The following is a 21,130-nucleotide window of genomic DNA, read 5'->3' as shown; positions in this document are numbered from 1 at the left end:
AGTTGACGCGCACAAGCAGCTTAACTCTTTCCGTATATTCGACGACGCAAAACGGCAGGCGAAGATTCTAGGGGGGCAGTATTCTCGGTAGGTCGCGCATCTGCAAAAAAGTGATCATTGAGAACATTCATATTGACAGCAATAGATTTCGCCAGCACGACGAGATCCGAGTCGGTCGGCCTGGAATTGGTGTTGATTGCGGCGAGAGCGCTGATCAATCTCGTATAACTGCTCTGTTTATCGTCTACCGTGTCAACCTTCTCGGTAGTTGATTGTGCGCCCAGGGCTGTCAGCGCATGCAGCGCTTTTTGCGCCGTCGCGCTCCAGGAGAATTTCGCGGCTTGAATTGAACCGTTCGCGATAAGGCGAGCGCGAAACTGGTCATCAGTGAGGCCCCTGTTCAAGAGGGTTGCCAGTGCGGCAACATCATCGGGGTCAAAAAGCGCCTCCGTAGACCCCACGACTTCAATAAGGCTGGTTCTTGCCGCGGCGATCACGGCTGCGCCATAATGCATAGCTTCCAACGGAGGCAGTCCAAACCCTTCATGACTTGATGGAAAAACGAATAAGCGACACGATCTGTAGAGAGCGACCAATGATTCATCGGACACAAAGCCTGTACAGTGTAGGTCGTCAGCGGCCAGACCGGATTTTTTCGCTACCCGCATGAGACGGTGTCTATTCACGTCTCCGATCTTCCCGACAAGGACGAGCGGGTAGGACCTTCTCATGGCGAGAGGGAGGCGAGAATATGCGGCAACCAGCTTATCGACATTCTTTCGTACATCAAAGCCCCCGACGTACAGGACAGAATTTTTTGGAATCACTCCTGGAGATCGGTGATTATCAAGAGAACTTGATGTGAGTCTTTCAGGAGTGAACAGATCAGCCGCCGCCGAGATATTGACGCACCGATCCGGGTCCAGCCCCAACCTTGCAACGGCATCTCGCTTGGAATAGTCTGAAATCGTCAACACCAGATCTGCGTGACGGAGCGATTCGAGTTTCCTGCCATACCATTGCCGCACGACCGGATTCGGCAGATACACCTTGGGTTCTGCCAGCGGGATCAGGTCATAAAGAATCACGACGGATTTATAATGACGGTTGGACGGTGGTTCGACGGAGACAACAGATTCGGGTTCGAAAAGGCTTGCGGTCAGCACAATGTCCGGTGACATTTCGGCGAGGAAGTGAGACCGTAGCAATTCGGCCGCTCTGGCTCGCCATTCATTGTCGCTGAAGGCTTCGTTAACGGCGTGCGGCGCTGCGAAGGACACGACTTTCTCCGGAGGGATCAGTCCCGCAAATAACTCCCTTATCCGAACGAGGTCACGATCATCCTGATCGTTCAGTACAATCCAGTAATCGAAATCCCTGGCTTGCTGCAACAGCACCTTGACCAAAGAGGCCGCATAACGCCCGATGCCCCGAAAGCGGCTCCATGTTTGCATCGACTGGAGGTCAATGACGAGGCGCATCAGTTCTTTTTCGTATCAATGGCTTTTTTGAGGTCGGCATAAATACGAGCAGCAAGGGGTGACAGAGCCTGAATCTCTTCTGCTGATATATTCGGCGCAGATGCCGCCGCAATGGTATTTTCCGATAATCCCGACCTTGCAGCGAACTCACGCAGGTATTGGTACAGTCGAGGGTATTCGGCCAGTATGTTCAGCGCGCGCGCCCTCAGGTCAGGATTGGCGAGAGTCCGGCGCAGCACCCATACCGCCATCGGCTTGGGTAGGCCAAGTATCCAGCGCACCACGCGTTTGAGGGATGTCACGATCCACCTCGCGGAGGTCAATCCCCAAGTGAGTTGAATGAGGCGAAGCCGCTCCCGGTCATGAGATCACGCAACCGACTGGTCGGTCAGTCGCGCCTGCGCGCCGCATTCGAGCTGCAGGGCAAGGCGGCGGGCCGTCTTTGCCTCCACCGCGTCACGCGCGGGTGCGGCGTTCAGGCGTGCGGGATGTACGTCTTGCACCGTGCCCCGTTGCGGCATGCGGACGCCGCTCTTCATGACGCGGCTCCTTGCTGTGTGGGGTGCTCGGTTCGGCCCTCACCGTCCTATCATACGGGAGTCGCTTCGCCGGTTCAACTCAGAATGGCCTGCCTTCGTTAGCGGCCATCATGGAGTGGATCTGAACGTGTGGAAAGCGCCGGCGCGGCGGATCAGGCCGTGGACGGTGTAGCCCTTCGCGAGCAGCAGCTCGGCCAGGTAGGAGCCGTCTTGCCCGGTAATCCCGGTGATGAGGGCGGTGTTCATATGGGTGCTCCCTCCTCGATCTCCTTTTTCTCAATTTGAGATTGTCAGGCTCAGCCATCCCGCTAAACACCTTCCTGGCCATCCGGATTTCCCGAATGAGTTCGCGTTCCTGGTACCGATCGCAGCTTGTGGATTCACGACAGGCTTACCGGCTCACGGATTTTACTCGACTTCCTCCAGAGTGACGAGAAGACATTCTTTCGCGGTATTGAATTATTTCGCTCGTCTGACTTGCTATCGGATTGATAACACTATTATCTATTTGACGCAGTCAAACATAACAAATTACAATTACATTACGGCATATATCGGCAGGAACGATAGTCAGCTCTTATGTTGCGTCACCACGCGCTGTACAGCACAGGTCACGACGACCGGGAACGCGCCGTTAAGAAGGTCTCGAGGCAGCCAAGGATTGCGAGACGAAACCCGGAGGTTTTAGCGCTAGAAGCGTCTCGTTTGACAGCCGATCACAGACGCACCATTCACTGACCTTGGAACGCGGCACGGGACCGGAAGGACCCATGAAGAGCAACGCAACCTTTTTTCAAAGGCGCGTAACGCCGTCCCGACTCGGCCGGATTTTCGCCGCAGGACTTCTCGCCCTTATAGGCTTTACCGGCCATCTTCTGTACACTTCAGTCTCTGTATGGGCCCAAGATGAAAAGTCGGACGGCCGCGCGACGCGGGCGTCCGGTGCCGACTCTCTTGTCCCCTTCGTCTCTATCGGCCGAGGGACTGCGAGTAGAATCGTCGATCCGCTGGAGATCGTGATTCAATCGGAACAAGAATTACGGGATTTCTGGACGCAACATGTCCAGTCCGATTCTCTTCCCCCTCTTGTTGATTTCGCAACGGACCTGGTCGCAGGGATCTTCGCCGGCCAACGCCCTACGGCAGGGTACCAAGTGGAGATCGTGAGGATTGACCGTAATAGAGCTGGGATACACGTCATCTATCAGATAAAGAACCCGCCGAAGGATGCCGTGGTCGCTCAGGTATTTACGCAGCCATTCCACCTCATACGATTGCCCCGGCTGAATCTTCCGATTCAGTTTAAGAGGCTCTGATCGCGTAAAGGGGAAAAAGGAGAGAGATGCGTAAGCCAGGTCGGCCAAGTCTCATATTCGTCGTTATCTTTTTCCTGCTGAGTCTCAGCGCCGTCGCCCAAGCAGAACACCCCTCGAACCGTATCACCGGAAAAGAGAGGGGCCCTGGATCACGAGTGGTCCACACCCCTCCTCATGCGCCTGATGAACTCCTCGTGAGATTTAAGGAGGGGGTCTCGCTACGCGATATGGCATCGGGTCACGCGCTGGTGGGAGCACAGGAGGTGAAGAGATTTGATATCGTGAAGAACCTCGTGCACGTCAGATTGCCCCACGGGAGGAATGTGAAGGAGGCTATTGAATTGTACAAGCAGCACCCTAATGTCCTCTACGCAGAACCCAACTACCTTCTGGAGGCGCTTACCGTCCCCAACGACCCCCGCCTTGGCGAGCTTTGGGGGCTCCACAATACGGGGCAATCGGGGGGAACCTCTGATGCAGACATCGATGCCCCAGAGGCATGGGATCTTGCCACCGGAAGCGGCAGTGTGGTCGCAGCAGTCATTGACTCGGGGATCGATTACAATCATCAGGACTTATCAGCCAACATGTTTCGGAATACCGCCGATTGTAACACCAACGGCGTCGATGACGACAGCAACGGATTTATCGACGACTGCTACGGTATCGACACCGCGAACAACGACACCGACCCGATGGATGATAATAGCCATGGCACCCATGTGGCCGGCACGATTGGCGCGGTTGGAAATAATAGCATCGGAGTCGTCGGTGTCAACTGGACGACCCGCCTGATGGCGTGTAAATTCCTCGATGCGGCCGGTTCTGGTTACACCTCCGGTGCGATCACCTGCTTGGACTATGTGAAAACCATGAAAGATCGGGGTGTCAACATCGTGGCCACCAGCAATAGTTGGGGCGGAGGAGAGTTTTCCCAATCTTTACTCGACGCCATCGAGGCCCATCGGCAACGAGGGATCCTCTTTATCGCCGCGGCGGGGAATGACGCGCATGACAACGACACAGCCCTGTCTTACCCCGCCAGTTATTACCTGCCGAACATCATCTCCGTCGCGTCCACCACTCGAACAGACGCCTTGTCTTCTTTCTCGAATTCTGGGAGGCGGACCGTCCATCTCGGCGCCCCCGGCAGCGCAATCCTCAGTACGACCCCGGGGAACACGTACAGCACCTTCAGCGGTACATCGATGGCTACCCCTCATGTAACGGGGCTGGCAACACTGCTAAAAGCGCAGGACTCCGGACGTGACTGGCGAACGATCAAGAACCTGATCCTGGCCGGCGGCGATACCATTTCTTCATTGACCGGTACCACCATTACACAGAAGAGACTCAATGCCCGCGGGGCGCTCGCGTGCTCAAATCCTACCGTCCTTTCCCGCCTCAGGCCCATCGCCACCGCAACCAGCGGTCTCATCGGCACACCCATCGATCTTGCCGTCCTCCATATCAACTGCGGCAGCCCCAACGGCAATGTCACCGTTACGGTCGATCCCGGTAACCAGACCATCACTCTTCTGGATGACGGGCTCGGGGCGGACCAGGCGGCGGGGGACGGAACCTATTCCGGGCAGTGGACCCCCTCGGCCGGAGGAACCTTCACGCTTACCTTCCCGAAAGGGGATGTCGTGACCGTGTATGTTCTCGCTGATTACACAGTGTCATCGACGTCTTTTGTCTATAGGACGATTGGTGGAACGAGCCTCAATCTGGGCGACGACTCCTCGGCACGGATCACCTCTCCGTTTCCGATTCGATTTGGTGGCGGAGGCTTTGCCGATCTCTTCGTCGGCAGTAACGGGACCCTGAACTTCACCGGATCGTTTACGGCCTACTCCAATACCCCCGTTCCCACTTCACAGATCGCCACGTTAGTGGCGCCGTTCTGGGACGATCTCTTTGCAGTAGTCGGTACAAGTCAAAATGTCTTTTGGGAGGTGACAGGCACCGCACCGAACCGGGAGCTGGTGATTGAGTGGCGGGATGTGCGGCAGTACACCTGCCAGACCGACAGTGCCGCTACCGTGAAGTTCCAGGTAGTCTTCTTTGAGGAAAGCAGCAACATGCTCTTCAACTACGCGGATGCCGCCTTCGGGGCAGGGTGCGCCTTCGCAGACCGAGGGGGATCCGCCACAGTTGGGGTCCAGGTCGGTTCAACATCGGGAACCCAGTTCAGCCTGAACACCCAGAGCCTGAACAACAATACGGCCCTGCTCTGGACCATTCTGCAGCCGGAGATCACCGTGACCCCCACCTCCCAGGATTTCGGTAGCGTCACAGTAGGAAGTTCAGCCGACCGGACCTTCACGGTGCAGAATACCGGGGTGGGCACCCTGACCGGAAGCGCCTCCGCGACGACCCCTTTTAGCATCCTCTCCGGAAGCCCCTTCAGTCTCGGGGCCGGGCTAAGTCGGGGTGTGGTGGTGCGCTTCAGCCCGCCGTCGGCTGCGACCTTTGCAAGCAATGTCAACTTCACGTCCAACGGAGGCAACGTCTCACGAGCCGTGACAGGTAGCGGCGCGCCCTCCTACGGCGCGACCTACAGCCCCGGGACGATTGCATCCCTGACGGCCGGCCAAACCATCACGGTGCCGGTGACCGTCACCAACACCGGGAGCCTGACGTGGGGCGCCAACAGCGCCTTCCGCCTCGCCTACCACTGGTACCAAGGCAGCACGCTCGTCGTATGGGACGGCCAACGGACCCTCTTGCCCCAGAGCGTGGGCCCCGGTCAGCGTCTTCCCCTCACCGCCACCCTCCGGGCCCCAGCGGCCGCGGGCACCTACACCCTGAAGTGGGACATGGTCCAGGAGGGCGTGACCTGGTTCTCCGGGCAGGGGGTCGCGACGGGGAGCCAGAGCGTTGTGGTGCAGTGATGGCAGTATATCTGAAGAGCAGGTTGCCGGGTCTTGTGCAACGAAGCGGATTCTTGGAAATACGCTGGCCCTGATGACCACGGCACATGACGTGATAGACCTGAGTCTGCTGTTCACAGTAGAGCGCACCAAGAAACTCGATCCACAAGGGACGCGACATGGGAGCCTCGTCTCACATCAAATGTGTGATTGCAAGACCTGACCCCAACTTCACAACTTCATGTACTTAGCGGAGAACCTCCGGGCACCTCGATGAGGAGGTGTAGATCAAGGGCTTCCGTGCGCTGCCCGTGCTGCGCTAGGCGCTGCGGGTAGATCTCAGTGGCACGATGCCCATGACTGAAATGCACATGGCGTAACCTCATGACTGGGAGCCGGCTTCGCGATGTTCAACTAACTTTTGGATTGACTCATATGTACCCGTAGTACCTGCTTAACGATTCGCATCGTATCTCGAAGTGGCTTGGTAACTTTCCAACTCGGCGAATTCTTGATTCTTTCAAGTTCGGCAACAGCGTCGCGATATTTTTGGTATATATTATTATTATCAGTAGATTCAGTTATAAATTCGCAGAGAGTCAGACAATGTTTCTTCAAATATTCTAACTTCCGCTCGTAATAGTCGTTTCCGTGTTGGCGTGAGTTCATATTCTTCGCTGCTCCTGGCTATATCTTGTTCACAAGCGCCTTTAAATGACTCAATAAATGCTGTGCGGATCATTCGCAATAAATCATTTTCATGGTCGGATTCATATATGCTGCAGCAGTGGCTATATTGCTAGTTACGTGTACTAAGACGTTTGAGTGCGCAAGCAGCATTGTGTCGATGATAATTTCCTCCCCCATATGCGTATTCCATTTGTGAGGATCTGCTGCAGTGAGATGTTGGATTTGAAAACCCTCCCGATTCTTATACTGTCTATCCAGACGATCATAATGCGTGTCCTGTGCCGTTGAGGTGCGTGTGACGTCATTACGATAGATGAGCATATCGCCGTATCGTTCAAGAAAAAGCTGCACTACACTTTCCTGGTCGGTAGCTAAAAAGACAAATGGTTGCTCTCTCGCGTTCCTAGCGCATTTGATTTCATTATCAATGATTTCAAAATACAGTTTCACGGTAGGGATCCGACCGCCTGGCTGTTCTATCGAATGGCTTGGATGACGAACGTGAGCGCCGATTACGAAGCGGCCACTCATGTTTTTTTTATTAAATTTCTCGACATAGTTACTGATATGGGGATTCGGGATAATATACTTGCTATAATATTTGTGATACCAAGTTCGCCACTTCTGGAAATCTGGCCGCTTATATAGTTTATAAGCATGTATGTAAGTGAGAAGTGGCTCATCCTTTTCATTAAAGTCATCTTTTAGAATAGCGCCCATATAAAGCTTTCTTTCATCATCATATGTTGATTCATCGACATTATCATATGGCAGTGGCTGGAAGAATTTCAGGAAAATATTTCCATCATTCTCACGACCATAACAGAAACTGGTAAAAGTGTCGGTCTTCCAATGCTCTTTCATTTTTGTCAGACGCCAATCCGGCAGCACAATCGCTCCAGGATTGCGAGTTAGGGTCCAGGTCAGATAGGAAATCAATCGATTGAAAACAGAGTAAAATCCACCATCATTAGCAATTACCACAATCTTTTCTTCCTTATGATTTTGTACATGAATTGTGCTAGATGCTTCATTGGACTTTACTAAGCCAAGTTCATAATACTTTTTTATTAACCTCTCGTCGGATAAGTACAAGCCGTCTTCTGTCACCATATCGCTGCTATGCAGATAGACAACTGGTGGGTTCACGATATTCCTGTACACCGTTTTAATCTGATCATAATCGAATTGAGATACCCACTTTCGCCTCGCCTCGGCAGTACTCTGAAACTCCACTCGCCGATCATGAAAGTCCCGCCAGACAAGCTCGGCATCCTCAGGGTAAGGAGAAAATTGTACGCCAAAATAACGTCCATCAAGCTGCGGATAGAAGGCGGGCTCGGGAATATCCGCATGAATCCTCACCACTCCAGGAGCCTCGCATATCGTGTTATGTGCGAGGGCATCATTGAGTATCACGGGTTTGCCCATCGCCATGAATTCCCGCGGAACAATGGAGTACCCTTCGCCTCGAGAAAAAGAAACAAAGCAGTCGATCTCATCCAAAATAGCTCGATAATCCCCGACGCTTACATGACCATACGTTATCGCAACGTTTGTTCCCACAAAGCGATTTATCAGCGACATCAGCTTATAATTGTCCTCAAAGCTATAGGATAAGTGAATCCGTAGTCGGACCGCCGAATTACGTAAGCCGAAAACATTCGTGAACGTGTTTAAGAGTAAATCAACGTTCTTGCGAGGCTCATAAGAACCGATGAAACCATACGTATACGGTTTGCCTTCCAATGGTTCTTGGATCTTTGATGTCAGAAAAGGCCCGAGGTCCAATCCGATCGGCAAATAAATAACAGGCTTCTGTATTTTTGACTTACGGCATACATCCACCAATTCAGGAGTCGTAGCAAACACGCCGTCAAAATGATTATTTACGATGTCACTCCATTCCATTGGCAATCTATCAGAATCGAACACCACGGAGGCGTACTTGATTGGCGTATCGGGTACCTTTGTCCAGTTCATATCTCCTTGGCCATTCCATAAGACATCGGTATAGATTGAAAGGGCCGCCTCTTTTTCCTTTGCCCCGAACGGTGTAGTTTTCTGCAAGTCAGATGGTAGATGACTAGTATTACCCCAGCCTTCTCGAGTGTTAATTAAGGTAAGATCAAAAACAGAATGATATGCCGCGACGAACGCATTCGTTTGCTGACCAATACCAGAAAACATATCAACTCTGCCAACAACATTGACTCTAATTGTCTGCATTATTAGTACTCCACACCGGCGCTAGAATTGACGTCAGAGTCTCCCACCAGATTCTGGTACATTGAATCGCGTCAGAAAGTCGTTGTAGGTCTTTTGTAGTCCGGTCCTTTCATCAATCTTTGGACACCAGCCGAGTGCCCGGATACGCGAATTGTCGAGCAGCTTTTTCATCGTTCCATTCGGTTTTGACTTATCGTAGACGATGCGTCCTTCAAAACCAATCACGTCGACAACAAGGTTGGCTAATTCAGTAATGGATAGATCACGACCGCATCCCACGTTGAACAGATCGTCCACCACAGGGGTAGCCATCAGGCACTTCATGGCATCGGCTAAGTCGTCCACATACAGTACCTCGCGTCGCGGCGTTCCGTCGCCCCACACAACAAATTCCTGATCCCCCGAGAGCTTCGCTTCGTGTGCGCGACGAATGATACCGGCAACCACATGGCTATGTAGAGGATGATAGTTATCACCCGGTCCGTACAAATTCGGGGGTATAACAGAAATAAAGTTGCAGCCGTACTGTCGGCGGTACGCCCGGCACATCTCTATTCCCGCAATCTTCGCGATTGCATACGCACGGATATTGTCTTCTAGTGGGCCCGTCATTAGCGCGTCCTCAGAGATCGGCTGAGCTGCTCTTGCCGGATACACACAGTTCGATGCTACGAATATTAGCTTCTCCACGCCGAAATGATGAGCAGCGTCAATCACATTCGCTTGGATCATCGAATTGCCATGTAAAAAATTGGCAGGGAAGGTCGCGTTTGCATAAATACCACCGACCTTCGCTCCGATATGAAAAACGAACTCGGGCCGATTCTTGTCTACCCAATTATGAACGGCGCGCTGATCGCTCAAGTCAAGTTGCTGACGAGGAGCAAGTAGTAAATTAGCCCCCTCTCCGCTGAAGCTACGGACCAAAGCAGATCCAAGCATTCCCTGATGACCAGTTATCCATATTCTCTTGCCTATAAACTTAGCTAAATTACCCACTGAAGAGATAGATTTAGATTTTCTAGACATCAAATCGTCCACAGACTTCTTCCTTTTAAAATTAAAAGAATTTAATGGATTGACTCCCTAGTGAGTTAGGGGGTTAGTCGTCGTGTACCTCTTTTATAGCCGCTTCCTACGCGACCAGCAATTGCCTGATATTATCGCTCCCAGCATCCAGCATACAAGCTCGTTAGAACGGTACTTATAAAGGGCTTCCAATTATTAGATCGTGCATTTTACGGATCATGCGTCGAAATTGTTTGATGAGCCGGTCAACAACTCGCCGTGGCAGTGTCGTACGCCATGATCGACTGCTATACACTTCCACAGATTCTGCCTCACGCATACTTAGGCTTTTTTTCAATTGTGCCAATATGGTGTTTAATTGAGTAAATTCACTTTTTAACGCCTGAAGTCGTTCATCAATCCGAGCAAGCGCTTTATCAGCGTGTGCTTGCATATGAAATAATTTTGACAGCTTTTCTTCACTGCATTTTTCGATTTGTTGTTGTTGTCTCTGAACATGTCCGACTAGTGACATCTGCATTTCCATGGCATCTTCTATCGCTTGCATCCAATGTTGGAGCGGGGTGTTTTCCACGAACTCGTCGTCTTCTTCAAGACTATCCATCTGCTCAAACAACTGGTGCATGGTCTTGAAACTCCATCGTGACGTTGGGTACGACCAGAACGCCGTCATCCATTTGCGATAAGGCTGATCAAGACGATAGGGGCTGATCGCTACCGTACGGAGAGGACGAGAATCTCCCACGCGTCCTGTCGACACTTCGTATACGAAGATCAAAAACGCCAAGAAGATATTGTACGGCCAGACACAGTCTTTTGCGGCGATAGCTATAGAACCGTAGTCAATCAGTTGTGCGTGGCCCTCGGAGTTAACGAGCACATTCCAGGCTCTCAGGTCGCTATGATAAAGGCCGACCGATTCTAGCGCTACAAGCTGAGTTAGGACGTCTTGCAGAGCTAATCTTACATCGTACGACTTGCCATCACGTATTATGTCGACCAGCAATTCTCCTGGCAGCAGCTCACGCACCAGCCAGACCTCATGCTCGTGCCGACCTTCCATCAGCAATTGCGGGACCTTGATACCGGGCGGTGGAGCGCGCAAGAAGGTAACCTCGCTTCGATGCTCGTCCAGATTTGCCATAGAAACCTCGGCATGATCAAGGCGGAAGAACTTTGCGATGAGCCCTTCACCGAAGTAGTATCGACGCGTACCCTGGTGAACGTCTTGCGCTAACACGTGCGGATAGGCTTGCCACGAATCAAACGCAACAACTTGATCGTTCAGGTACCAGTACCGGTTGCTTGCGAAGTACAAAGGCCGGGGAATACCTGAGAGATGCGTTTTGTGTTGTGCCAATTCATGTACAAATGCAAAACCACTCAGCAGTTGTCTGGGTTCTTGTGGTTGTGCCGCTGCCCAGTACGGAGGTTCGGAAGCCAAGGCCAGTTCGAAGATACCGCCCACGACTTTGTGAGCCAAGTCATCCAGCATTTGACGCACAGCATGCGCGCCTTTTTCGTATACGATGTGGTGGAATACGCTCAAGCCTAGCACCAGATCATATTGATCTGGGCCGACTTGGTCCAGCATTACTTCTTCAATCCTCGCTACCTGAAAGCTAATCTCCAGTTCGCGATACTCTTCAGCCAGCGCGTTGCATACAGCAACGTTACCATCAAAATAATCCACACCATGCACGGTGGCGCCTAACTCCGCTAAACTCAGGCTAAAGAACCCTTGCGCGCAACCTAGATCGAGTACGCGTAATGGGCGCTGCAACTTGGCCTCCAGCACTTTGTACACTCTTATAATCGGTTCAAGTCGATCATGGCACTCGCGCGCTACAGCAGCGGAATGCTCAGGGTGACCAAAGATGGGCTGGTAGTGCTCTGGGAGCGCCGCAACGAGGCCATCAAGTGCACTGCTGGCCCTTTCATCCGACATACATAACTCCATCACTCATATCGAACTGGGCTCTAAGGTCCACAAGACCCCAAAACTCCATGGGCCGCCCAACGGTCACTAGCACCGAGTCATAGCGCCGGTCCAGCGGCTCGAGCATGGCCTGGGGGCCGGTGGCGATGCCAAATGACACCATGTAATGGCCGGCGTTCAGAGCCATTGGCAATGCAAACCTGAACACGATGACTTGCCCCTTCTTTGCCGAAATAGTTTGCTTACCCTCAGCAGCGAGGAATGAGTTGGTACCGTACAGAAATACGCCGTCGTGGGTTTTGATGAGAAAGCCGGCAGTGAGATCGTCGTAGTCGGCGTCAAGCAGCACTTTAAAGCAAAACTCTACGTGGGCGTTGCTCTCGATCACCGGCGGAAAATCCTGGTCGTTAGATCGCACAAAGTAGTCAAGTATGCGGGCACCACCGTTGCCCCAGCGATGCTCCTCTTTTCGGTAGCCGGGGCGGATGTGGAATTTCTCTTCCGTGCCACACATAAATTCACTGGCCGCGGTTCCAGTTGTTGTGGCGCTGCTGGCAACCTTCTTGCTCCCTTTGCCAAACAGTTCTTCAAGATAAAGGTTGCTTACGTCTCGTGGGCTGCCGTCCATGACAAGGCGACCGGCGCGGATAAACAATGCATGGTTGCAATGCTTGACGATATCGCCCACTGCATGGGTGACTAGAAGTAGCGCGGTACCTTGCTCTTTGTAGAAGGCAATGCGCTCGTAGCACTTAGCCTGGAAGTACGCGTCACCCACCGCTAATGCTTCATCCACAATCAGAATCTCCGGCCTGAAAGCCGTAGCGACAGAAAATGCGACGCGCATCTGCATGCCGCTGGAATATGTCCGCATGGGTTGGTCAAAGTATTCACCGATTTCGGCAAAGGCTTCTATTGCTGGCATGGCGCGGTCAATCGCTTCTCGGCTGAATCCCATGAGCCCGGCGGAATGATACGCATTCTGTCGGCCGGTGAATTCCGGATTGAACCCCATGCCAAGTTCCAGGATCGCGGCGATCCGTCCATTGATCTCAATGGAGCCTTCAGTGGGACGTTGTGTTCCGGTTATTAACTTGAGTAGCGTGCTTTTGCCTGCGCCGTTTTGGCCCATAATACCGACAGCCTCACCGGGTGCTACGGAAAATGACACATTACGCAATACCCAGTGCTCGGCCGACGGGCTTACCGAGGCACTACACCATGAGGCTATTCTTTGCCATTCAGACCGGTACGTGCGAAATGCCTTGCCAAGTCCGGAGACTTTCAGAGCATATGCGCTCATAACACATCCACCATCTCCGCGCTGGCACGCCGAAACATGATGAATGCCCCACTCAATAATGCAAGGGTCACTATCGCGAGGCGACCAAGACCCATCAAATCAGGAGGCGTATTAAAGAGCATCGCATTCTGAAAGCTCTGGACGACGGTAGCCATGGGATTCAGATGCAGGAACCGGCGAAAGCCTTCCGGTATGACGTTCGGCGTGTAGACAATCGGGGTAAACCAGAAGCCAAGTTGCAAGACGACTGGAACGACCTGTCCCACATCCCGGATAAACACATTCAACACCCCGAGGATGAGGCCGATGCCAAGCGCCAGGGCAAGAGTCATCACCATCAGCAATGGCACCCAGACCGTCTGAATACCTGGGACATGGCCAAGTAATCCGAATAGCACGATGATGGCCAGAAACAGCAGTACGTTGTTGAACAGGGCGGAGCCGGTCACAATCAGCGGAAGGCTGATGTGAGGGAAGGCTATTTTCTTTAGGAGATTCCCGTTGTCGATGAATAAGGTCAGGCAACGGCTGATGACTTCAGAGAACAACGACCATGCGAGCATACCGGATAAGAGATAGAGTGGGTACGCGAATCTGCTCTCGGTCATACCTTGGAGCTTGGCATGCATGATTCCCGCTAGCACTAATGCAAAGATCGCCGCCTGGGCAAGCGGGTGAATGATCATCCACAAACCGCCGAGGCGACTGCGAGTAAAGCGCGCGCGAAACTCCGACCGGATTGAGGAGAGGATAAAAAATCGATACTGCACCACACTGCGCAACATGCCCTTCATCCTTTCGCATTCAACCTGATTTTCTGGCGGATGTAGCCTCTTTCTTCCAGCCAGGTCAGAATCTTTGTCACGCTTTCCTCCTCCGTCTCCCGGCTGGTGTGGAGGACGATTTCCGGGCTCTCGGGCGGTTCATAAGGATCGGAAACCCCGGTAAAGTTCTCAACCTCTCCGGTGAGGGCTTTCTGATACAGTGCCTTCACGTCTCGCCTGATGCATACCTCTACTGGGCAGTCCAGGAACACCTCAACAAAACGACCGGTGTCCTGCAAAGCACGAACCTCGTCACGAACCGAGCGATATGGAGAGATAGCCGCAGCGATAGCGATCACGCCATTGCGACTCAGCAGGTTGCACACGAAGCCGATCCGTCGGATATTGGTATCCCGGTCTTCTTTACTGAATCCCAGCCCCTTCGAGAGATTCTGACGAACCACATCGCCGTCCAGCACTTCAACCGTGAGCGTCCGGGTGCGCAGCTCGCGCTCCACCCGCCTGGCCAAGGTTGTTTTGCCTGACCCTGAGAGCCCGGTAAACCACAGCGTAAAGCCATGCATGGTGCCGGTCACGATAGGACCTCGGGAAGCACTGAGGCCACTCCGCTACCTTCGCCGTTCTGATGACACATATCGTTCCAAGTCCGCATCGACCATCATCTCGATCAGTTCGCGAAAGCCAACCGTGGGCTGCCAGCCTAATACCTGCTTCGCCTTCGACGCATCCCCTTGTAACAGGTGAGCCTCTGCAGGTCGTACCAGCGCCGGGTCTTCCACCACATAGGCCTGCCAATCGAGTCCCGCTCGTGCAAATGCGATCTGAACCAGTTCGCGGACCGAGTGGGTCTCACCCGTGGCGATCACGTAGTCATCCGGCGTCTCCTGCTGCAGCATCAACCACATTGCCTTCACATAGTCGCCGGCGTAGCCCCAGTCGCGACGGGCATCGAGGTTACCGAGGCGCAGTTCGGTCGCTAACCCATACCAAATCTGCGCAACGCCATCGGTCACCTTTCGAGTGACAAACTCCTTACCCCGACGGGGCGACTCGTGGTTGAACAGGATGCCCGAACAGGCAAACAACCCAAAGCGTTCGCGGTAGTTGACCGTCATCCAGTGGCCGTACAGCTTGGCGACACCGTATGGGCTGCGCGGCGAGAACGGCGTCTGCTCATGCTGCGGCACGTCTTGAGCCCTGCCGAACATTTCGCTACTACTCGCCTGGTAGAACCGGATCCCAGGATCTGCCAGATGGATCGCCTCCAGCAGGCGAGTCACACCCAAGGCGGTATACTCAGCCGTGAGGACCGGTTGCTCCCACGAGGTCTGGACGAACGACTGAGAGGCAAGGTTGTAGATCTCGTGCGGTCGGACATCCCGGATGAGACGGATCAGAGAGTCTTGGTTCAGCAGGTCAGCCGACTGCAGGGTGATCCGATCGCGTATGTGCGCAATCCGTTCGAACGGTCCAGTGCTTGACGGCCGCACAATCCCGACTACAGTGTATCCTTTCTCCAAAAGGAACTCAGCCAGGTAGGAGCCGTCCTGACCGGCAATACCGCTAATTAATGCGCGTCTACTTGTCATAGCTCGATCACGTCGCCCCACCGGTAGTCCGGTTTCAGGTCCCAATACCACGTACCGTCGATCGCGATACGTCGTGCGCCAAGCCGCCTCGCTTCCCACGATGCAATGTGTTGACATTCGCTCTTGTGCAGTGTATAATTTTGTCATACACAATGGAGGATGCTCATATGCATCGAAGACGCGTGCCCCTTACCGTATCTCTTCCGGCGGAGCTGGCCCGGAAATTTGAAGGCCTTGCGAAAGTCGAGGCGAAAAACAAGAGCCAGCTCTTTCGAGACATGTTCAGAGTCTATCAGCAGCAGCGGTTGGAGCAGGAGTACTTTGAGCTTCAACGCTACGGTACTCGACAAGCTCGAAAGAAAGGCATTCTGACTGAGGCCGATGTCGAAGCCCTGGTGTTTCAGGACCGCTGAGCGTGCGGGTCGTTTTCGATACGAATGTGTTCATTTCGGCCTTTGTCATCCCCGGCGGTCGTGCAGAAGATGCCTACCTCCATGCCGTACGTGAAACATTTGAGTTATACACCTCGGTTGCGATCCTCACCGAAACCGCCAATACACTCCGAACGAAATTCGAATGGTCCGCGGAAAACGTGCGGAGACTACTCCAGTCTATCAGCCAAACGGCTACAGTTCTGAAAACTCAACCCCACCTCCATATCCTCAAAGATGAGCCGGACAATCGGATCCTCGAATGTGCGTTGCTGGCTGAAGCCGAGATCATCGTCTCAGGCGACCGCCACCTCCTCTCGCTTGTACGCCACCGGGGCATCACTATTGTGAAGCTTGCTGATTTTCTGAAGCTCCTGAACCATTGATTGATCGGTGGAACTCAAACCGGTTGTGCGATCTGACTCAGATCAATGCCTGCTACAACAGGAATCGGGAGACCCAGTCGCAGGCGCAGCGCAATCCAGTCACTCACCGCCTCACGGAGTTCACGTCGGCAACCCTCCAAGGTGGCATGACGTGCCCATACACCCTGAAGAGCAGGGACCTCTCCCCAATAGGTCCGCTCATCCTCGATGATCTCGTACACGGCTTGTTCCATGGCCTTGTCAATATACTCAGCAAGTATTACCGTCCCTCCTTTACCCCTCTATGCTCTGTCCCGGCGAGACGCCCGGTGATATACGTCACCACTTCATCTGCCAGGCGCACTGCGGTCCACCGAAGATCCTCGGCAGCCTGTTCCAGCCATTTGGCACCCTCTTCATGGGGTGTGCGTCTCGTAGAGAACCACCTCCTTCCCGCGCAGATGCTTCATGAACGGTCGGTCGTGCATCCGCTCAAACTCGTCAGGAGTATAGCACAACAGGTCCAGGTCCACGGGCAGGGCCAGGAGCGGGTACAGCATCCGAAGGCGATCGATGAAGCTCAGGTCTGTCTCCATGACCACCAGGATGTCGAGTTCGGTGAAGAGATCAGCCCGACCGCGAGCAAAGGACCCGACCAGACTGATCCGCCCGACCCCTTCTACGCGGGATAGGACCGTTACAGCTTGCTTGAGCGAGGACTCGAGCAGTGTCGCGTAGGTCGTCCTGGCGCTGCGTGCTCCCTGATCCACACTGTCCATTGCTAAAAAGTCCCCCCACTCGTCCCCTCCCCCTCCGAGGGGGGAGGGTGAGGGAGGGGGTGCAAGGTACGGATTTTCATGCCCATGGGCGCGCCGCCGACGCATAGGGTGTAGGGCACCAACTTTCATCCCAATGGGCGCGCCGATTACTCACCAAGCTGCTGTAATATTCTGTGATAAAACACCTCGTCCATCCACATCCCCGCCTCGATCAGACGATCCAGTTCGCGACGCACTGAAGGAATCAAGCCTCGCCCACGCGCCTCGATAAGGACTCCAACCGTGCCGGTGATCGATAGGCCCCGTTCTCGGGCAACGCACCGCCCCTGCTGGTCATCGAGGACCACAAGGGCCGTCTTCGCTTCTAAAGCAAGGGTAACCACTTCCCGCTCACCTGCACCTAAATCTGATGGGGTCCCAGCCATAGCTCGTTTTGCAGCCTTCCGGATGAGGCACTTTCGGTTTTGTAGCAATGCCTGAACCTGTCCAGCTTCTTTGCCGGGTTTCGCTTTGACCTCATCCAGGACCGATGCTGGAATGACTACCTCCTCGTAAAGCTGGACGAGAAGGTCAAGTCGATGGATTTTGGCCAGCAAGATCAGCGGGCTGGTATTGCAAATAGCTCTCAAGAGGCCTTCCGCGCTCTTTCACGGGCCTGCTTGATCTCACGGTCCAGCTCTTCCAGGGGGTAATTCAACACAGGGATACGGTATCGGCCGAGACGGCTCAGGAATTCGACGCGACCCATTCCAGCCAGTTCCGCCGCTCGACCTGAGGAGATGCGGCCCATCTCATAGAGCTTAGCGGCAACGAGGAATTGAAGTTCTCGCTCAAACTCCTCAGGTGTTTCGCCCATCGCTTCCGGTAAATCCTCTGGGTACCGTATTTTTAAGGTCTTAGTGCTCATGGACAGTCCCCCTCAATCTCCGGTTTCCTGCTCAACACGAAGAGTCTCTCCGTCATTGTTAACTTATATTAGCATTCCTTTTATACCACTCGATCGTCTTGCGCAGACCGTCTTCGAACGACGTCGTGGCCCTGAAGCCGAATTCCCGCAGGGCTCTGGAGGTATCCAGACAGCGGCGCGGCTGGTCGTCGGGCTTGTCGGTATCCCACGTAATCACCCCGGTAAAGCCGGTCAATTTGGCGATCAGGTCAATCAGCACGTTCATCGAAAGTCATGTGCCCGCGACATAGATTGAAGATCTCTTCGGCCCAACGACGCGCCTGCTCGGCGTCTGGACGTCCGTAGAGGTCGTCGGGACCTTGTCCCAGCAGTTCATCGCCGTACATGCTTCTTTCGCGATTCTCGCGGAGCCTTGCGGAGATGCGCGCCAGTTCATCCGCACGCAGAGCGATATCTGCCGGGAGGCGACGACTGTATTTGACCATAAGCGTCCCGACATCGTGCCATTTCGGTGGCTCGACACCGACGAAATTGAGGATCGCCTTCAACGAGAGCTCGACTATTTCCTGTGAAAGCCGGACGACGTACGCCCAGTTCTCTTCTCCCATGGCAACCTGGAGGGTCGCTTTTCGACTTTCCGCCTGACGCATCAGGCTGCCGGCAAGGTCGCGACTTGTCATAGCTCGATCACGTCGCCCCACCGGTAGTCCGGTTTCAGGTCCCAGTACCACGCACCGTCGATCGCGATACGTCGTGCGCCAAGCCGCGTCAGCTTTTCCCGCAGCTCGTTCAATTGCCGCTGGAAGAACCCTGCCCTGTCGTAGAGCAGTTTGGCGTCCTCGACCATGTCCAGAAATAGCCGCGACCCGCGCTCAGCTTCCTGCGGCGTCTTCAGGATGACCGAGATATACGGATACCAGCCCAGCCGTTCGAACAGGGTCTCGCACAGCGGGCCGATCGCTTCGCGAGCCTGGTGGATCGGTTCAGCACGAAGGAAGGCGCCTTTGGGCAACTGCTCGGCGATGACCAGGAGATCGATGTCGGAGGTCAATCTGAGTTCCCCTCTAGCCGCCGAGCCATAGAGAACAACGGAGATGAGACAGTGGCCCAGGTGCTGATGAAGCTGCGCCAGGAATGCTTGGACCACCTGTTCGGCTGCGTCATTAAGCTGTTGAACGTCGCTCATGGAAGCCCTAAGAACATCACCCACTTCCCATCTCGAGGCGGCCTAATGCGATCAGGCTCTCCAGGTCGTCCAGTGCGTCGGGCAGAGAGCGACCGAAAAGTTCGCGGGTCTCCTGACAGCGGTCCTCCGATGCTGCCCCGAGCATGCGCGCCGCATCCGCCAGGTCCTGCGCGCGTCCCGCCTCAACCTTCATCAGGACGAGGTATGGCAGGTCAAACACCGGAAGTCCCTGCCGGTCCTGTTTCAGCGACTGAAGCGCCTCGGGTACCCACGCCGCCCGGGACTCAATAACATCCACCAAAGCGCCCGAAGGGGACCGCCACGTCATGCCCCCGATAGCAAGCGCTTGCACCTGGAGAAAGCCGGCTCGCTGTAGACGTACTCTTACCTCCTCTTGATCCGACGCGTGTACGAGAATGTCCAGGTCCTGAGTCGTACGCTCAGGCATGTAGGCTCGAGTGGCGACCGCCCCCACGACGGCCCATGGGATGCCCGTAAGTATCGGCGTCAGATCAGGCCAGCGTGTCATCGCGGTTCGAGCCTCCAAAAAGATCCGGGCGCTACCGGTCCCCGGTTGTGCGCGCCTGCCGGCCATCTCTAAGAACATCCGGCGTCTGGCCGCCACAGAAGTTGTCTTCATTGATTTTCATATCTCCCGACTAAGAGACGATGCCCGAAGCGACACACGTCATCGTCAGCGCAAAAACGGTACCACATTGAATCGGGGGCGGGCAAATATTTTCGGGGCGTCGATGCGCTTGACAGTGTTGCCATGGCTAGTCTACCATTTGTCACATCTATCAGACAGCCGCCTGTCGGTGTCGGAGGACACAATCGAAGGTTCAATGAATCCTGAAACGGGCGTCCTTCAGCCTGGACTCTATATTGCGGATCACCGGTCCTCGGGTCCCCTTGTGACCCTCTTCCGGTATCGGGCGCTGTTGCGGCAGCTCGTCATCCGGGAGGTCAAGCTCCGCTATAAGCGGTCAGTGCTTGGATTCGCCTGGACGGTGTTGAATCCTCTGCTGGCTATGATCATCTTTACGATGGTCTTCTCCAGGATTTTCAGCACCCGCCCCAACTACCCGCTGTATGTGTTTACAGCCCTACTGGGGTGGAATCTGTTCTCGGCAGGCACCTCAAGAGGCCTGGACAGCGTTGTAGTCAACGGCCCTATCATCCGAAAGGTCTTCGTGCCCAAGGCGATCTTCCCACTCGCCACTGTCGTGTCGCAAGTCGTGAACTTCGTCTTCACATTGATCCCGCTTTTTCTCTTGATGGCCGCGGTCGGTGCGGGTTTCAGCCTGCATCTGCTCTGGCTCCCGATCCCGCTCATCAGCCTGACCTGTTTCGCGCTGGGCATCGCCTTACTCATGGGAACCTTCAATGTCTTCTTCCGGGACGTCAAGTATTTCTATGAAGCGGGGCTGTTGGCCTGGTTCTACGCGACCCCGATCTTCTTCCCACCAGAGATCATCCCGGACAAATTCAAGCTTCTGCTGTATATGAATCCTATGTTCGCACTTCTGGAATCGCTTCGAGCCCCTGTCTACCTGGGTACGGCGCCTCCCATCGGGGCCTTGATCTCCGGACTCGCCCTCTCCATGGCTACTCTCGCTATCGGGTGGGTCGTCTTTCACCGATTCGAGTCCCGGTTCATCCATTATGTCTGATGGCGTGGTAGCA

General features: G+C 54.3%; 22 protein-coding genes and 1 pseudogene. 5 read left to right on the top strand and 18 right to left on the bottom strand.

Going from position 1 to position 21,130, the window contains the following annotated elements:
• Positions 1–20: 20 nt before the first annotated feature.
• The 3 genes and pseudogenes from C3F12_08930 to C3F12_08920 form a co-directional block, all read right to left on the bottom strand.
• On the bottom strand, positions 21–1,481 hold the full coding sequence (locus C3F12_08930) for a hypothetical protein (GenBank protein PWB46165.1): 1,461 nt from the start codon (positions 1,479–1,481) through the stop codon (positions 21–23).
• The gene (locus C3F12_08925; GenBank protein PWB46164.1) at positions 1,481–1,783 is read right to left on the bottom strand and encodes a hypothetical protein; all 303 of its coding nucleotides are present in this window, start codon (positions 1,781–1,783) and stop codon (positions 1,481–1,483) included. Before C3F12_08925 ends, C3F12_08930 begins: the two co-directional genes overlap by 1 nt.
• Before the next feature lie 357 nt (positions 1,784–2,140).
• Positions 2,141–2,266 (bottom strand): annotated as a pseudogene (locus tag C3F12_08920) (GDP-mannose 4,6-dehydratase).
• Between the two features lie 524 nt (positions 2,267–2,790).
• Here C3F12_08920 and C3F12_08915 point away from each other — a divergent pair.
• Positions 2,791–3,336, top strand: a complete 546-nt coding sequence (locus tag C3F12_08915; protein ID PWB46163.1) for a hypothetical protein — start codon at positions 2,791–2,793, stop codon at positions 3,334–3,336.
• A gap of 26 nt (positions 3,337–3,362) precedes the next feature.
• The gene (locus C3F12_08910; protein ID PWB46162.1) at positions 3,363–6,233 is read left to right on the top strand and encodes a hypothetical protein; all 2,871 of its coding nucleotides are present in this window, start codon (positions 3,363–3,365) and stop codon (positions 6,231–6,233) included.
• 717 nt (positions 6,234–6,950) lie between these two features.
• Here the strand turns inward: C3F12_08910 and C3F12_08905 are convergent.
• From C3F12_08905 to gmd, 7 genes are all read right to left on the bottom strand, one after another.
• Positions 6,951–9,131: a hypothetical protein gene (locus C3F12_08905; protein PWB46161.1), complete on the bottom strand. Its 2,181-nt coding sequence runs from the start codon at positions 9,129–9,131 to the stop codon at positions 6,951–6,953.
• Between the two features lie 33 nt (positions 9,132–9,164).
• Positions 9,165–10,160 carry a GDP-fucose synthetase gene (locus tag C3F12_08900; protein ID PWB46414.1) on the bottom strand — a complete coding sequence of 332 codons (996 nt, stop codon included), beginning with the start codon at positions 10,158–10,160 and terminating at the stop codon, positions 9,165–9,167.
• 175 nt (positions 10,161–10,335) lie between these two features.
• A complete protein-coding gene (locus tag C3F12_08895) occupies positions 10,336–12,120 on the bottom strand; it encodes a kinase (GenBank protein ID PWB46160.1) in 1,785 nt (594 codons plus the stop codon).
• Positions 12,098–13,402, bottom strand: coding sequence for an ABC transporter ATP-binding protein (locus C3F12_08890; GenBank protein ID PWB46159.1), 1,305 nt, complete (start codon positions 13,400–13,402; stop codon positions 12,098–12,100). Before C3F12_08890 ends, C3F12_08895 begins: the two co-directional genes overlap by 23 nt.
• A complete protein-coding gene (locus C3F12_08885; protein ID PWB46158.1) occupies positions 13,399–14,196 on the bottom strand; it encodes an ABC transporter in 798 nt (265 codons plus the stop codon). Before C3F12_08885 ends, C3F12_08890 begins: the two co-directional genes overlap by 4 nt.
• The gene (cysC, locus tag C3F12_08880) at positions 14,193–14,750 is read right to left on the bottom strand and encodes an adenylyl-sulfate kinase (protein ID PWB46413.1); all 558 of its coding nucleotides are present in this window, start codon (positions 14,748–14,750) and stop codon (positions 14,193–14,195) included. Before cysC ends, C3F12_08885 begins: the two co-directional genes overlap by 4 nt.
• A gap of 45 nt (positions 14,751–14,795) precedes the next feature.
• Positions 14,796–15,776, bottom strand: a complete 981-nt coding sequence (gmd, locus tag C3F12_08875; GenBank protein ID PWB46157.1) for a GDP-mannose 4,6-dehydratase — start codon at positions 15,774–15,776, stop codon at positions 14,796–14,798.
• 167 nt (positions 15,777–15,943) lie between these two features.
• Between gmd and C3F12_08870 the strand changes: the two genes are divergently transcribed.
• Positions 15,944–16,189, top strand: a complete 246-nt coding sequence (locus C3F12_08870; GenBank protein PWB46156.1) for a CopG family transcriptional regulator — start codon at positions 15,944–15,946, stop codon at positions 16,187–16,189.
• Positions 16,190–16,191: 2 nt separating this feature from the next.
• The gene (locus C3F12_08865; protein ID PWB46155.1) at positions 16,192–16,593 is read left to right on the top strand and encodes a putative toxin-antitoxin system toxin component, PIN family; all 402 of its coding nucleotides are present in this window, start codon (positions 16,192–16,194) and stop codon (positions 16,591–16,593) included.
• 14 nt (positions 16,594–16,607) lie between these two features.
• Here the strand turns inward: C3F12_08865 and C3F12_08860 are convergent, their stop codons facing one another.
• The 8 genes from C3F12_08860 to C3F12_08825 form a co-directional block, all read right to left on the bottom strand.
• Positions 16,608–16,853 (bottom strand): hypothetical protein, encoded by a 246-nt coding sequence (locus C3F12_08860; protein PWB46154.1) that lies wholly within the window; start codon positions 16,851–16,853, stop codon positions 16,608–16,610.
• A 135-nt stretch (positions 16,854–16,988) separates the two neighbouring features.
• On the bottom strand, positions 16,989–17,351 hold the full coding sequence (locus C3F12_08855; protein ID PWB46153.1) for a hypothetical protein: 363 nt from the start codon (positions 17,349–17,351) through the stop codon (positions 16,989–16,991).
• A 146-nt stretch (positions 17,352–17,497) separates the two neighbouring features.
• The gene (locus C3F12_08850; GenBank protein PWB46152.1) at positions 17,498–17,980 is read right to left on the bottom strand and encodes a DUF3368 domain-containing protein; all 483 of its coding nucleotides are present in this window, start codon (positions 17,978–17,980) and stop codon (positions 17,498–17,500) included.
• Positions 17,977–18,258 carry a hypothetical protein gene (locus tag C3F12_08845; protein PWB46151.1) on the bottom strand — a complete coding sequence of 94 codons (282 nt, stop codon included), beginning with the start codon at positions 18,256–18,258 and terminating at the stop codon, positions 17,977–17,979. Before C3F12_08845 ends, C3F12_08850 begins: the two co-directional genes overlap by 4 nt.
• A 58-nt stretch (positions 18,259–18,316) precedes the next feature.
• The gene (locus C3F12_08840) at positions 18,317–18,514 is read right to left on the bottom strand and encodes a hypothetical protein (GenBank protein ID PWB46412.1); all 198 of its coding nucleotides are present in this window, start codon (positions 18,512–18,514) and stop codon (positions 18,317–18,319) included.
• Positions 18,507–18,938, bottom strand: a complete 432-nt coding sequence (locus tag C3F12_08835; GenBank protein PWB46150.1) for a DNA-binding protein — start codon at positions 18,936–18,938, stop codon at positions 18,507–18,509. The genes C3F12_08840 and C3F12_08835 overlap by 8 nt, the downstream gene beginning before the upstream one ends.
• Complete coding sequence (locus tag C3F12_08830) at positions 18,935–19,444, bottom strand: hypothetical protein (GenBank protein PWB46149.1); 510 nt, start codon at positions 19,442–19,444, stop codon at positions 18,935–18,937. The genes C3F12_08835 and C3F12_08830 overlap by 4 nt, the downstream gene beginning before the upstream one ends.
• Before the next feature lie 16 nt (positions 19,445–19,460).
• The gene (locus C3F12_08825) at positions 19,461–20,051 is read right to left on the bottom strand and encodes a hypothetical protein (protein PWB46148.1); all 591 of its coding nucleotides are present in this window, start codon (positions 20,049–20,051) and stop codon (positions 19,461–19,463) included.
• A 238-nt stretch (positions 20,052–20,289) separates the two neighbouring features.
• Here C3F12_08825 and C3F12_08820 point away from each other — a divergent pair, with 238 nt between their 5' ends.
• Positions 20,290–21,117, top strand: coding sequence for an O-antigen export system permease (locus tag C3F12_08820; protein ID PWB46147.1), 828 nt, complete (start codon positions 20,290–20,292; stop codon positions 21,115–21,117).
• Positions 21,118–21,130 lie beyond the last annotated feature (13 nt).

It is taken from the genome of Candidatus Methylomirabilota bacterium, assembly GCA_003104975.1.
Taxonomy (GTDB): Bacteria; Methylomirabilota; Methylomirabilia; order Methylomirabilales; family Methylomirabilaceae; genus Methylomirabilis.
The sequence above is the reverse complement of the archived record's forward strand: the minus strand, read 5'-3'. Positions and strand labels throughout refer to the sequence as shown.